The organism is Mycobacterium sp. NGS64 (genome assembly GCF_059812245.1).
Window position 1 is genome coordinate 313,541 of sequence record NZ_JCALCI010000001.1, and the last position, 13,567, is coordinate 327,107.

A 13,567-nucleotide genomic window follows, 5' to 3' on the forward strand; every position below is an offset into this window, starting at 1 on the left:
TCAGAACGCCGCCACGGCCTGCGGGTCGGCCGCCACGGCACCGATCTTGCGGGCCGCGGCGAAGCCGAGCTCCAGGTCGGCCAGGATGTCGTCGATGCCCTCAATGCCGACGGCCAGCCGCACCAGGCCGGGGCTGACGCCGGTGGACAGCTGCTCCTCGGGGCTCAGCTGGGCGTGGGTGGTCGACGCCGGGTGGATCACCAGCGAGCGCACGTCGCCGATGTTCGCGACGTGGCTGTGCAGCTGCAGCGCGTTCACGAACGCCTTGCCGGCCTCGACGCCGCCGGCCAGCTCGAACGCCAGCACGGCCCCGGTTCCCTTGGGCGCCAGCTTCTTTCCCCGCTCGTACCAGGGCGAGCTGGGCAGCCCCGCGTAGTTGACGGACACGACGCCGTCGTGGGCCTCCAAGAACTCGGCGACCCGCTGCGCGTTGGCGACGTGCCGCTCGACGCGCAGGCTCAGCGTCTCCAGGCCCTGCGCCACCAGGAACGCGTTGAACGGCGCGGCGGCCGACCCGAGGTCGCGCAGCAGCTGCACGCGGGCCTTGAGCGCGTACGCCGGCGGCCCGAGCTCGGCGAACACCACGCCGTGATAGCTGGGGTCGGGCGTGGTGAATCCGGGGAAGCGGCCCTGCGTCCAGTCGAAGGTGCCGCCGTCGACGATCACGCCGGCGATGGCGGCGCCGTGCCCGCCCAGGTACTTGGTGGCCGAGTGCACCACGATGTCGGCGCCCTGGGTGAACGGCTGGATCAGGTAGGGCGTCGCGATGGTGTTGTCGACGATCAGCGGCACGCCGTTGGCGTGGGCGACCCCGGAAACCCCGGGCGTGTCGAGGATGTCGATCTGCGGGTTGGAGATGGTCTCACCGAAGAACGCCTTGGTGTTCGGGCGCACCGCGGCCTGCCACGAATCGAGGTCGTCGGGATCGTCGACGAAGCTGACCTCGATGCCGAGCTTCGGCAGCGAATAGTGGAACAGGTTGTAGGTGCCACCGTAGAGCCGCGGGCTGGACACGATGTGATCTCCAGCACTTGCGAGGTTCAATATGGCGAATGTCTCAGCCGCTTGGCCGGAGGACAGGAAAAGCGCGGCCACCCCGCCCTCGAGCGCGGCGATGCGTTGCTCGACGACGTCGGTGGTCGGGTTGCCGATCCGGGTGTAGATGTTGCCCGGGACCTCAAGCCCGAACAGCGCGGCGGCGTGCGTGGTGTCGTTGAAGACGTAGGACGTGGTCTGGTAGATCGGCAGGGCGCGGGCGTTGGTCGCGGGGTCGGGACTCTGGCCGGCGTGAACCTGCTTGGTCTCGAACGACCAGTGCGCGGTCGGATCTGCCTCGGGGCTGGTTTCGTTGTTTTGTGAGCTCACGTGCGGTGTGCTTTCTTCTCTGAAGTGAATTCGGGTATCGGGAAGTGCGCGGTCGAACTACCGACGGCAGACAAAACGACGCGAGTGAGCTTGATGAATGCGCATCACGTTTCCCCTCTAGTCAGGGGTCCGGTATGGCGGACCCGCGCTTGCCGCGCAGCCTGTGGCTACTAGACCTGGTCTTTCACCCGGGGCACCCCACCGCGGTTGGAGGGTTGCCGGCCAGCAAGCCGGGGCTTAGCGCTGGCGCTCATGACCGATGTGAAGCCTATCTCATAGCGGCTCGCCCGTGCCAACAGAGATGCCGACAGAGATGCCAACAGACCGGCTCGCCTGCGGGTCGACACCTGTCCAAACACCCTTGATAACGTGGCAACCAGAACGCTGAGAACCGATCCAATGATGCCGGGAGATGGACCGTGTGCGCCGAACAGCCGACCGTCATCTACACGCTGACCGACGAGGCGCCGCTGCTGGCGACCTACGCGTTCCTGCCGATCGTGCGGGCCTTCGCCGAGCCGGCGGGCATCGAGATCAAGACGAGTGACATCTCCGTGGCCGCTCGGATCCTCGCCGAGTTCGGCGACTACCTCACCGAAGATCAGCGGGTGCCGGACGACCTGGCGGAACTCGGCGAGCTGACGCAGCGGCCCGACACCAACATCATCAAGCTGCCGAACGTCAGCGCCTCCGTGCCCCAGCTGGTCGCCGCCATCAAGGAGCTGCAGGGCAAGGGCTACCGGATCCCGGACTTTCCGCAGAGCCCGAAGACCGACGAGGACAAGGAAATTCGCGCCCGCTACGGCAAATGCCTGGGCAGCGCGGTGAACCCGGTTCTGCGGCAAGGCAACTCGGACCGGCGCGCGCCCAAGGCCGTCAAGGAGTACGCGCGCAAGCACCCGCACAGCATGGGGGACTGGTCGCCGGCCTCGCGCACCCACGTCGCCACCATGCGACACGGCGACTTCTACCACGGCGAGAAGTCGATGACGCTGGACCGCGCGCGCAACGTGAAGATGGTGCTTCGGACCAACAGTGGGGAGACCCTCGACCTCAAGCCGAAGGTCGAGCTGCGCGACGGCGACGTCATCGATTCCATGTTCATGAGCAAGAAGGCCCTGGTCGAGTTCTACGAGGAACAGATGCAGGACGCCTACGAGACCGGCGTGATGTTCTCGCTGCACGTCAAGGCGACCATGATGAAGGTCTCCCACCCGATCGTCTTCGGCCACGCCGTGAAGGTCTATTACAAGGACGCATTCGCCAAGCACCAGGAGCTGTTCGACGAGCTTGGCGTCAACGTCAACAACGGGCTGGTCGACCTGTACGACAAGATCGAATCGCTGCCCGCGACGCAGCACGAGGAGATCATCCGCGACCTGCACGCCTGCCACGAACACCGCCCCGAGCTGGCGATGGTCGATTCGGCCAAGGGCATCACCAACTTTCATTCGCCCAGCGACGTGATCGTCGATGCGTCGATGCCGGCGATGATCCGCGCCGGCGGCAAGATGTGGGGCGCCGACGGGCGGCAGAAGGACACCAAGGCCGTCAACCCCGAGTCGACCTTCTCGCGCATCTACCAGGAGATCATCAACTTCTGTAAAACCCACGGACAGTTCGACCCGACGACCATGGGCACCGTGCCTAACGTCGGCCTGATGGCGCAGCAGGCCGAGGAATACGGCTCGCACGACAAGACATTCGAGATCCCCGAAGACGGCGTCGCCGACATCGTCGACCTCGACACCGGGGAAGTCCTGCTGACCCAGAACGTGGAAGAAGGCGACATCTGGCGGATGCCGATCGTCACCGACGAAGCGATCCGCGACTGGGTGAAGCTGGCCGTCACCCGGGCGCGAAACTCGGGCATGACGGTGGTGTTCTGGCTGGACACCGAGCGGCCGCACGAGGTCGAGCTGCGCAAGAAGGTCAAGGCGTACCTCAAGGAGCACGACACCGAGGGCCTGGAAATCCAGATCATGCCCCAGGTGTGGGCCATGCGCTACACGCTGGAGCGCGCGATGCGCGGGCAGGACACCATCGCCGCGACCGGAAACATCCTGCGCGACTACCTCACCGACCTGTTCCCGATCCTGGAGCTCGGCACCAGCGCCAAGATGCTGTCCATCGTGCCGCTGATGTCCGGCGGCGGAATGTACGAAACCGGGGCGGGCGGTTCGGCGCCGAAGCACGTCCACCAGCTGGTCGAGGAAAATCATCTGCGCTGGGATTCCCTCGGCGAGTTCCTCGCTCTGGGAGCGTGTTTCGAGGACATCGGCATCAAGACCGACAACCCGCGCGCCAAGCTGCTCGGCAAGACGCTGGACGCGGCGATCGGCAAGCTGCTGGAGAACAACAAGAGCCCGTCACGCAAGACCGGCGAACTCGACAACCGCGGCAGCCAGTTCTATCTGGCGCTGTACTGGGCCGGGGAACTCGCCGCGCAATCCGAAGATGACGAGTTGCGCGAGCACTTCGCCGCGCTGGCCGAGGAGTTGAGCAAAAACGAGGACGCGATCGTGGCGGAACTCGCAGAGGCGCAGGGCGAGCCGGTCGACATCGGCGGCTACTATCGCCCGGACACGGAGAAGACGACTGCAGTAATGCGGCCGAGCAAAACGTTCAACGAAGCGCTGGCAGCGTCGCAAGCCGCCCAGGGCTGAGAGCCGCAAGAAGAAAGTCGAACTCAATATGTCTGACGAATCCAAGATCAAGGTCAAGGGCCCGGTGGTCGAGCTCGACGGCGACGAGATGACCCGTGTCATCTGGAAGCTCATCAAGGACATGCTGATCCTGCCCCATCTCGACATCAACCTCGAGTACTACGACCTGGGCATGGAGCACCGCGACCGCACCGACGACCAGGTGACGATCGACGCGGCCTATGCGATCAAGAAGCACGGCGTGGGCGTCAAGTGCGCGACCATCACGCCGGACGAGGCGCGAGTCCACGAGTTCAACCTCAAAAAGATGTGGCTCTCGCCCAACGGGACCATCCGGAACATCTTGGGCGGCACCATCTTCCGCGAGCCGATCGTGATTTCCAATGTGCCGCGCCTGGTTCCGGGCTGGACCAAGCCAATCGTCATCGGCCGGCACGCTTTTGGCGACCAGTACCGCGCGACGAACTTCAAGGTCGACAGGCCCGGCACCGTCACGCTGACGTTCACGCCGGCCGACGGCAGCGAGCCCATGGTGCACGAGGTGGTGTCCATCCCCGAGGACGGCGGCGTCGTGATGGGGATGTACAACTTCAAGGACTCCATCCGCGATTTCGCGCGCGCCTCGTTCGCCTACGGCCTGAACGCCAAGTGGCCGGTGTACCTGTCCACCAAGAACACCATCCTCAAGGCCTACGACGGCATGTTCAAAGACGAGTTCCAGCGCATCTACGACGAGGAATTCAAGGAGCAGTTCGAAGCCGAGGGCCTGACCTACGAGCACCGGCTCATCGACGACATGGTGGCCGCCTGCCTCAAGTGGGAGGGCGGCTACGTGTGGGCGTGCAAGAACTACGACGGCGACGTGCAGTCCGACACCGTCGCGCAGGGCTACGGCTCGCTGGGGCTGATGACGTCCGTGCTGATGACGGCCGACGGCAAGACCGTCGAGGCCGAGGCCGCGCACGGCACCGTCACCCGCCACTTCCGGCAGTATCAGGCCGGCAAGCCGACCTCGACCAACCCGATCGCCTCGATCTTCGCCTGGACGCGGGGCCTGCAGCACCGCGGCAAGCTCGACGACACCCCCGAGGTGATCGAGTTCGCCCAGAAGCTCGAAGACGTCGTCATCTCCACCGTCGAGGGCGGCAAGATGACCAAGGATCTCGCCATCCTCATCGGCCCCGAGCAGGAGTACCAGAACAGCGAGGAGTTCCTGAACTCCATCGCCGAGAACCTGGAAAAGGCCCTAGCCGGCTGACTCCTCGCGGCCCGCGACCGGGCAGCGCTCCTCGATGAATTCGGTGATCACCCGGGTGATGCGCTCGGGCGCCTCGAACATCGGAATGTGCCCCACGCCGTCGAGCTTGGTGACCTGGTGACTGTCCTTGGGCAGCTGGTCGGTGAAATGCCGGCTGAATCGGGGGGACGGCAGGATCCGGTCCTTCTCGCAGATCACCAGATGGGCCGGGACGGCGTTCTGCGCGACCTCCCGCAGGCCGGGCAGCAACAGCGCCTTGACCAGCAGCTGGAAGTAGGCCGGGCAGTGCGCGACGTCGTCGATGCAGCCGAGCAGTTGAGCGTCGCTGACGCCGTCGGGCTTGGCGCTGATCGCGTAGGTGGCCATTTGCCGGCTGAACGGCAGGCGCAGCACCTTGGGGCCGAACGCCCATGCCGCCACCAGCAGGGGGATGCCCAGGATGAACTTTGCGATCACCTCGAACTTCGCCGGGGTCCAGCGCGTCCAACCGCCGGCCGGGGCGATGCCGGTGATGCTGCGCGCCCGGCCGCGGCGCTCCAGCTCGAAGGCGACCCAGCCACCCAGCGAATTGCCCACGATGTGGGCGGTCTTCCAGCCCAGTTCGTCCATCTGCTGCTCGACGTAGTCGGCGAGCACGTCGGACGACAGGAACCAGGTCCCGGCCTTCGGCCCGCCGTTGTGGCCGGCCATCGTCGGGGCGAACACCTCGTAGTGGCCGGTGTCGGCCAGCTGCCGCGCCACGTCCTCCCACACCGCCTGCGACAGCAGGAACGGGTGCAGCAGCAGGATCGGTTCTCCCGAACCTAGATGCATCGGCGGACGGCTCCCCACGTTGCTCCCCATCCAACCGACAGTAATGGCGGTACCGCCGGTACTGCAAACAACGGCCGGTCCGCGCGTGAAAAGATCGGGGAATCATGAGCACCGCTACCGGATCCAGCCGGCTTTTCTCCGGCGTGCAGCCCACCTCCGACTCGCTTCACCTCGGTAACGCGCTGGGCGCGATCACCCAGTGGGTGGCGCTGCAAGACGACCATGACGCGTTCTTCTGCGTGGTCGACCTGCACGCCATCACCATCCCGCAGGATCCCGAGGCGCTGCGGCGGCGGACCCTGGTCACCGCCGCGCAGTACCTGGCGCTGGGCATCGACCCCGGGCGCAGCACGGTCTTCGTGCAGAGCCACGTGCCCGCGCACACCCAGCTGGCGTGGGTGCTGGGGTGCTTCACCGGCTTCGGCCAGGCGTCGCGAATGACGCAGTTCAAGGACAAGTCCACGCGCCAGGGCAGCGACTCGACCACGGTGGGGTTGTTCACCTACCCGGTGCTGCAGGCGGCCGACGTGCTGGCCTACGACAGCGACCTGGTGCCGGTGGGCGAGGACCAGCGCCAGCACCTCGAGCTGGCGCGCGACGTCGCGCAGCGGTTCAACAGCCGCTTCCCGGACACCTTCGTCGTCCCCGACGTGCTCATCCCCAAGGTGACCGCCAAGATCTACGACTTGGCCGACCCGACGTCGAAGATGAGCAAATCGGCGGCCACCGATGCCGGGCTGATCAACCTGCTCGACGATCCGGCGTTGTCGGCCAAGAAGATTCGCTCCGCGGTGACCGACAGTGAGCGCGAGATCCGCTACGACACCGAGGCCAAGGCGGGCGTGTCGAACCTGCTGACCATCCAGTCGGCGGTCACCGGGGTCGGCATCGACAAGCTCGTCGAGGGCTACGCCGGGCGCGGCTACGGCGACCTGAAGAAGGACACCGCCGAGGCCGTGGTCGAATTCGTGAGCCCGATCAAGGCGCGCGTCGACGAATTGATGGCCGACCGTGCCGAATTGGAGTCGGTGCTGGCGGCCGGGGCGCAGCGCGCCGAGGAGGTCGCCGGGAAAACCGTTCGGCGGGTTTACGATCGGTTGGGGTTCCTTCCGGTACGGGAATAGGGTTACGCATGAGCGAGCCGGCCAAGCCAGGCATCCTGGATCGGCTGCGTGCCCGGTTTCGATGGCTCGACCACGTCATCCGCGCCTATCAGCGTTTCGATGAGCGCAACGGTGGGTTCTACGCCGCCGGCCTCACCTACTACACGATCTTCGCGTTATTCCCCTTGCTGATGGTGGGTTTCGCGGCGTTCGGGTTCCTGCTGTCGCGCCGGCCGCAGCTGCTGAGCACGATCGACGACCACATCCGGTCCGCGGTGACCGGCGCGCTTTCCCAACAGCTGGTCGACCTGATGAATTCGGCGATCGACGCGCGAACCTCGGTTGGCCTGATCGGGCTGGCCACCGCCGCCTGGGCGGGCGTGGGCTGGATATCGCACCTGCGGGGCGCGGTGACCGAGATGTGGTGGGACAAGCGCATCGAGTCGCCGGGGTTCCTGCGCAACAAACTCTCCGACCTGCTGGCGATGGTGGGGACGTTCACCGTGGCGCTGGCCACCGTGGCGCTCAGTACGCTCGGGCACGAGGCGCCGATGGGCGCGGTGCTGAGATGGCTTGGCATACCGCAGTTTTCGGTGTTCGACTGGCTGTTCCGGCTCTTCTCGATTCTGATCTCGTTGTTCGTGTCGTGGCTGCTGTTCGCCTGGATGATCGCCCGGCTGCCGCGCGAGAAGGTCGACCCGGTCGCCTCGATGCGGGCCGGCCTGTTGGCGGCGATCGGCTTCGAGGCGTTCAAGCAGGTGGCGTCGCTGTATCTGCGGGCGGTGCTGCGCAGCCCCGCCGGGGTCGCCTTCGGCCCGGTGCTGGGCCTCATGGTGTTCTCCTACGTCACCGCGTACCTGGTGCTGTTCGCCGCCGCGTGGGCCGCCACCGCGTCCGACGACCCGCGGGCCAAGCACGTGGACCCCCCGCCGCCCGCGATCATCGCCCCGCGGGTGCAGCTGGACGAGGGACTGTCCGCGCGTCAGACGCTGACCGCGGTGGGCCTGGGAGCCGCTGGGGCGTTGGCGTTCTCCCGGCTGGCCCGCCGGCTGCTCACGCAGGGAAAATGACTCCTGCTTTACACTCGGTACGCGAGCAGCTGCGCAGCGCGCGGTGACCTGCGTCACACAAGGAGCTACCTGGTCCCATGAGTACGGGCGAATTCGAGTTCGTCATCGTTGGTGCGGGCTTCAGCGGCATCGGCGCGGCGATCCAGCTCAATCGGCTCGGCTACCAGGACATCGTCATCCTCGACCGCGAGGACGACCTCGGTGGAACCTGGCATGTCAACCGGTACCCGGGCCTGGCCGTCGACATCGCTTCCACCACCTACTCGTACTGGTTTGAACCCAACCCGTACTGGTCCCGCCTGTTCGCCCCCGGCCCCGAATTGAAGCGATACGCCGAGCACGTCGCCGACAAATACGACGTGCGTCGCTACATGCGGTTCAACACGGTCGTCGAAGGCGCGCGCTGGGACGAGGACGCGCACAGGTGGCGGGTGGAGTTGGCGGGCGGCGAGACGCTGACGGCGCGTTTCCTGATCACCGCGACAGGGTTCCTGTCGCAGCCGCGTACCCCGGACATTGCCGGCATCGAGAGTTTCGCCGGCAAGGTCATCCACACCACCGCCTGGGACGACGACTACGACCTTGAGGGTCGCCGCGCGGCAATCATCGGAACCGGGGCGACCGCGGTGCAGTTGATCCCCGTGCTGGCCGGCAAAGTCGCCGACCTGACCGTGTATCAGCGGACGGCGATCCATGTGGTTCCCAAGATCGACTTCGCGATTCCCGCGTGGCTGCAGCGGGTGTTCGCCCGGGCCCCGAAGGTGCAGCGGCTCGTTCGGCATCTGACCGACTTCTTCTTCGAAATCATGATCGTGACGGGTGTGCTGCATTTCCGCACGTTCCGACGGCTGACCATCGTCGCCGCGGACTTGGCCAAGATCAGCCGGTTCGTCTCGATACGGGACAAGGAGCTGCGCCGCAAGCTGACGCCCGACTACGACTTCGGTTGTAAGCGGCCCACGTGGTCCAACAGCTACTACCGCACGTTCACCGAACCGCACGTGCACTTGGAGACCAACAGCATCGAGCGGATCGAGCCCGACGGCATCGTCACCGCCGACGGGCGCAAGACCGTCATCGACACGTTGGTGCTCGCCACCGGTTTCGATTTGTGGGACGCCAACTTCCCGGCGATCGAGATGATCGGCCGGCAGGGCCGAAACCTCGGAAAGTGGTGGCGCGAGAACAGGTTCCAGGCCTATCAGGGGATGTCCGTCCCGTACTTCCCGAACTACCTGAGCCTGGCCAGTCCGTACGGGTTCTGCGGCCTCTCGGTCTTCAACAACGTGGAGTACCAGATGCGGCACATGGACCGGCTTTTCGGTGAGTTGCAGCGGGTGGGTGCGACCGAGTTCGAGGTGACCGAGGAAGCAAACGCGCGCTTCCTGGACCAGATGACCGAGCTTCTCGACGACACGATTTTCTACGCCGGTAACTGCGCCACCTCGCGGTCGTACTACTTCAACAGCAGCGGCGAAGCGAGTCTGCTGCGGCCGACGCCGACGGAAAACGCGGTCGAGGAAGCGTCAAGCTTTCCGTTGAGTGACTACGCGATCCGCTAACCCGTCAACCATTCGCCGCGAACCATGACGGCGCTCACCTCCCAGGTGCCGTCCAGCACAACCAGATTCGCGTCGTAACCGGCCCGCAGGGCGCCCACCCGTTCGAGGCCCAGCGCGCGCGCCGGCGTCGTCGCCGTCATCGCCACCGCGGCGGCCAGCCCCGCGTCTCCCGCGTCCGAGGCGGCCGCGTCGCGGAAGAGCCGATCCATGGTGGCGGTGCTGCCGGCGATCGTCGACGTCCCGTGCACCCGCGCGACGCCGGACACGACGTCGACCGGCACCGCGCCGAGCCGAAACGTCCCGTCGGCGCAGCCGGCCGCGGCCAGCGCGTCGGTGACCAGCGCGACGCGGTCGGGCCCCGCGGCCGCGACGACGGCGCGCGCCACCTCGGGGTGCACGTGGACGCCGTCGGCGATGAGTTCGACGGTCACCCTCGGGTCGCGCAGCAGCGCGATCGCGGGCCCCGGTTCGCGGTGGTGCAGCGGCGGCATCGCGTTGAACAGGTGGGTGCCTACTGTGGCGCCAGCGGCGATGGCCCGTTGTGTCTGCTCATAGGTCGCGTCCGTATGGCCCACGGCCACAACCACATTCGCGTCCAGGAACCGCCGGATCGCGTCGTCGGCGCCGGGCAGTTCCGGCGCCAGCGTGACCATCCGGACGGCACCGCCACCGGCGGCGAGCACGGCGTCGATCTCGGCGGGGTCCGGGTGGCGCATCCGGGTCGGGTCGTGCGCCCCGCACCGGGCCGGGCTCAGCCACGGCCCCTCCAGGTGGATGCCCGCGATGGTGCCACGTTCGGTGGCCGCGGCGAGCGCGCGGACGCCGGCGATCAGCTCGGCCGGTGCGGCGGTGACCAGGCTGGCGAGCGTGGTGGTGGTGCCGCGCCGTTTGTGAAAGTCCGCGGCTGCATCGATGGCATCGGGCGCGGCTTGGGGCTCGGTGCAGGAGGCCTCGGTGTAGGAGGCACCGCCGCCGCCGTGCACGTGCATGTCGACAAAGCCCGGCACCACAACGCAATCCGGGAAGTCGCGGTCGGCCGGCCCGGGCGGTCGGCCGGGTCCGCACGCCCGGATCCGCCCGCCGGACGTCTCGAGCCATCCCGGCCGGCAGACCTGCCCGTCGAGAACCATCGTCCCCGCCGAGATCAGTCCCATCGGCCGCCGTTTTCCCAGAAGTGCCTGATGTCCTCGAGCTGGCGCCCCTTGGTTTCTGGGGCATACCGGTAGACGAAGCCCAAGGCGATCAGCGTCAGTACCACGAAAACCGCGAAAGTCCCCGCGCCGCCCAGTGAATGCAACAGCGTCAGGAAGACGGCGGCGATGATCGCGTTGGCCACCAGGTTGGAGGTGAGCATGGTGCTGGAACCGATGGAGCGCAGCCGCGTCGGGAAGCTCTCGCTGGCGTACACCCAGCCCAGCGAGCCGAAACCCGCGGTGTAGCCGAAGATGAACAGCAGGATGCCGGCGAACCCGAAGACCAGGCCGGCGCCGCCCAGCCGGCCCTGGGCGAACACGGCCATCAGGACGAGGTCGGCGGCGATCATCATGGCTATGCCGCACAACAGAATTGGGCGCCGGCCCACCCGGTCGACCAACAGCAGCGACGTGCCCACCGCCGCCAGCCCGGCGATCTGCACCAGCGCCGGCAGGGCCAGCAGGGCGAAATTGCCCGTGAAGCCCATCGCCTCGAATATCCGGGGGCTGTAGTAAATGATCGCGTTGATGCCGGTGATCTGGATCAGGAAGCCGAGCGTGACGACGAAGACCGTCGCCCGCCGATACGGCGGTCGCAACATCTCGGCAAAGCCGCCGCTGCCTTCGCTCAAGGCGGTTGCTATCTCGGCCAGCTCTTCGTCGGTGTTCGCGGTCGGCTCCGCGCGCAGCAGCGCGGCGCGGGCGTCGTCGACCCTGCCCTTGAGCACATACCACCGGGCCGTGTCGGGCATCCGAATCAGCAAGGGCAGCAGCAGCATTGCGGGCAGGGCGGCCAGTCCCAGCATCCACCGCCAGGCGTGCGCGCCGGCCAGCAGGTAACCCGTCAGGTAGCCGACGACGAGCCCGCTGACGATCGCAAGCTGATAGGCCGTCAACAGCGAGCCCCGCACCGCGGCCGGGGCCGACTCCGCCACGTACACCGGCACCACCACCACCGTCACGCCGATCGTCAGGCCCAGCAGGAAGCGCGCCGCCAACAGCATCGGCAGCGAGACCGAGAACGCACCCAGAAGCGCGAACGCCGCATAGGCGACGAGGATCGCCACCACCGATTTCTTGCGGCCGATCGCGTTGGCGAGCACGCCGGCGCCGAGCGCGCCGACGATCTGGCCGATCACCACCATCGTCGTCAGCAGCTCCTGCTGCCGGGTGGTGAGCCCGAAGTCGTCGGTGACGAACAGCTGCGCGCCGGCGATGATCGACAGGTCGTAGCCGTAGATGACGCCGACGCTGGCGGCGGTGAGTCCGAGCGGCAGCCCCCGCCGTGATCTCAACGGTGCTGCGGTCGGCGGTTCATTGAGCGTGCGACCATGATCAAACTAAACACGATGACGGTGCCGATCGCGGCGACACCCACCCGCACCGGCAGCGCGTCCGCCGACGGCATCAGCGGGGCGGCCTGGGCGCCCTGTCGGTCGGCGGCGGTGTCGTGCCGGGCCGGCATCAGCGACGGGTCCGGTTCGATCAGCGTGCCGACCTGGGTGCCCTGCGGCGTGGAAAACCCGTAATCCAGCAGGTGCGCCGCCTGCTCCCACGGTGCGATCGGCTGCCGCGTCCCGTGCAGCAGCACCGCCACCAGCCGCCGCCCGTCGTGGTTGGCCGCGCCCACGAACGTCTGCCCGGCGTCGTCGGTGTAGCCGGTCTTGCCGCCCAGCGCGCCCGGGTACTTGTAGAGCAGCTGGTTGTCGTTTTCCAGCTCGTAGCCGGGATGGTCGCCGTGGCCGGGGAAATTGAAGGTCCGGGTCGCGACGATGTCGGCGAAGGTGGGGTTCTGCCAGGCGTAGCGGTAGAACAGGCCGATGTCGTAGGCCGACGTGCTCATGCCGGGGCCGTCCAGCCCGGACGGGGTCGCCACCCGGGTGTCGCGGCCGCCGAGCTTGGCGGCCAGCACGTTGATCTTCTCCAGCGCCTGCTGCATCCCGCCCAGCTGCACCGCCAGCGCGTGCGCCGCGTCGTTGCCGGAGTGCATCAACAGGCCGTGCAGCAACTGGTTGACGGTGAACACGCCGCCCTCGGTCACGCCGACCTTGGTGCCCTCGGCGGCTGCGTCGTCGGCGGTGCCCGCGACGGACTTGTTCAGCGGCAGCGCGTTGATGGACGCCATGGCGACCAGCACCTTGATGATGCTGGCGGGGCGGTGCCGGCCGTGCGGATCCTTGGCGGCGATGACGGCGCCGCTGTCCAGGTCTGCCACCAGCCAGGCGTCGGCCGACACGTCGCCCGGCAGCGGCGGCGTCCCGGGTGCCGCGACGACGCCGCAACCGCCCAGCGCCTCGCCGCCGACCGGCTTGGGGGGCACCGCCAGCGGGATCGGCGGGTCACCGGCGGTCGGAACCTCCGAGGAGTCCACCGCGGGCGGGGTGTTCACCTGGTACGGGCAATTCGGCGGCCCGGCGTCGGGGCCGGGGGCCGGTTCGGCGGACGCGAGCGGCGCAACGATCGGCGCGGCGGCCAAGCCGCCGACCAGGAAAAGCACCGCTGCCAGGCATGACGCGGAACGTAACAGGGTCATTGTG

General features: G+C 67.4%; 10 protein-coding genes and 1 riboswitch. Of the genes, 5 read left to right on the forward strand and 5 right to left on the reverse strand.

The features are described from left to right. A complete protein-coding gene (locus tag AC5Y4S_RS01590) occupies positions 1-1,365 on the reverse strand; it encodes a bifunctional o-acetylhomoserine/o-acetylserine sulfhydrylase (protein WP_500029341.1) in 1,365 nt (454 codons plus the stop codon). Between the two features lie 140 nt (positions 1,366-1,505). Beyond that, a riboswitch (SAM riboswitch) is annotated at positions 1,506-1,623 on the reverse strand. Positions 1,624-1,784: 161 nt separating this feature from the next. Between AC5Y4S_RS01590 and AC5Y4S_RS01595 the strand changes: the two genes are divergently transcribed. Next, positions 1,785-4,031, forward strand: a complete 2,247-nt coding sequence (locus tag AC5Y4S_RS01595; RefSeq protein WP_500029342.1) for an NADP-dependent isocitrate dehydrogenase — start codon at positions 1,785-1,787, stop codon at positions 4,029-4,031. A 28-nt stretch (positions 4,032-4,059) separates the two neighbouring features. Continuing rightward, positions 4,060-5,289: an NADP-dependent isocitrate dehydrogenase gene (locus AC5Y4S_RS01600; protein WP_500029343.1), complete on the forward strand. Its 1,230-nt coding sequence runs from the start codon at positions 4,060-4,062 to the stop codon at positions 5,287-5,289. Here the strand turns inward: AC5Y4S_RS01600 and ephH are convergent. Continuing rightward, complete coding sequence (gene ephH / locus AC5Y4S_RS01605; protein WP_500032041.1) at positions 5,278-6,075, reverse strand: epoxide hydrolase EphH; 798 nt, start codon at positions 6,073-6,075, stop codon at positions 5,278-5,280. The genes AC5Y4S_RS01600 and ephH overlap by 12 nt on opposite strands. Positions 6,076-6,206: 131 nt before the next feature. Between ephH and trpS the strand changes: the two genes are divergently transcribed. The 3 genes from trpS (at position 6,207) to AC5Y4S_RS01620 (ending at position 9,837) form a co-directional block, all read left to right on the forward strand. Further along, positions 6,207-7,226, forward strand: coding sequence for a tryptophan--tRNA ligase (gene trpS / locus AC5Y4S_RS01610; RefSeq protein WP_068136288.1), 1,020 nt, complete (start codon positions 6,207-6,209; stop codon positions 7,224-7,226). Positions 7,227-7,234: 8 nt separating this feature from the next. Further along, positions 7,235-8,275 (forward strand): inner membrane protein YhjD, encoded by a 1,041-nt coding sequence (yhjD, locus tag AC5Y4S_RS01615; protein WP_500029344.1) that lies wholly within the window; start codon positions 7,235-7,237, stop codon positions 8,273-8,275. Between the two features lie 77 nt (positions 8,276-8,352). Further along, positions 8,353-9,837: a flavin-containing monooxygenase gene (locus tag AC5Y4S_RS01620; RefSeq protein WP_500029345.1), complete on the forward strand. Its 1,485-nt coding sequence runs from the start codon at positions 8,353-8,355 to the stop codon at positions 9,835-9,837. Here the strand turns inward: AC5Y4S_RS01620 and nagA are convergent. From nagA to dacB1, 3 genes are read right to left on the reverse strand one after another with little or no spacing between them, the layout of a single operon-like run. After that, a complete protein-coding gene (nagA, locus tag AC5Y4S_RS01625) occupies positions 9,834-10,991 on the reverse strand; it encodes an N-acetylglucosamine-6-phosphate deacetylase (RefSeq protein WP_500029346.1) in 1,158 nt (385 codons plus the stop codon). The two genes, AC5Y4S_RS01620 and nagA, sit on opposite strands and share 4 nt — an antisense overlap. Then, complete coding sequence (locus AC5Y4S_RS01630) at positions 10,982-12,325, reverse strand: sugar porter family MFS transporter (protein WP_500029347.1); 1,344 nt, start codon at positions 12,323-12,325, stop codon at positions 10,982-10,984. The genes nagA and AC5Y4S_RS01630 overlap by 10 nt, the downstream gene beginning before the upstream one ends. Continuing rightward, positions 12,322-13,563 (reverse strand): D-alanyl-D-alanine carboxypeptidase DacB1, encoded by a 1,242-nt coding sequence (gene dacB1, locus AC5Y4S_RS01635; RefSeq protein ID WP_500029348.1) that lies wholly within the window; start codon positions 13,561-13,563, stop codon positions 12,322-12,324. The genes AC5Y4S_RS01630 and dacB1 overlap by 4 nt, the downstream gene beginning before the upstream one ends. Between the last annotated feature and the right edge of the window lie 4 nt (positions 13,564-13,567).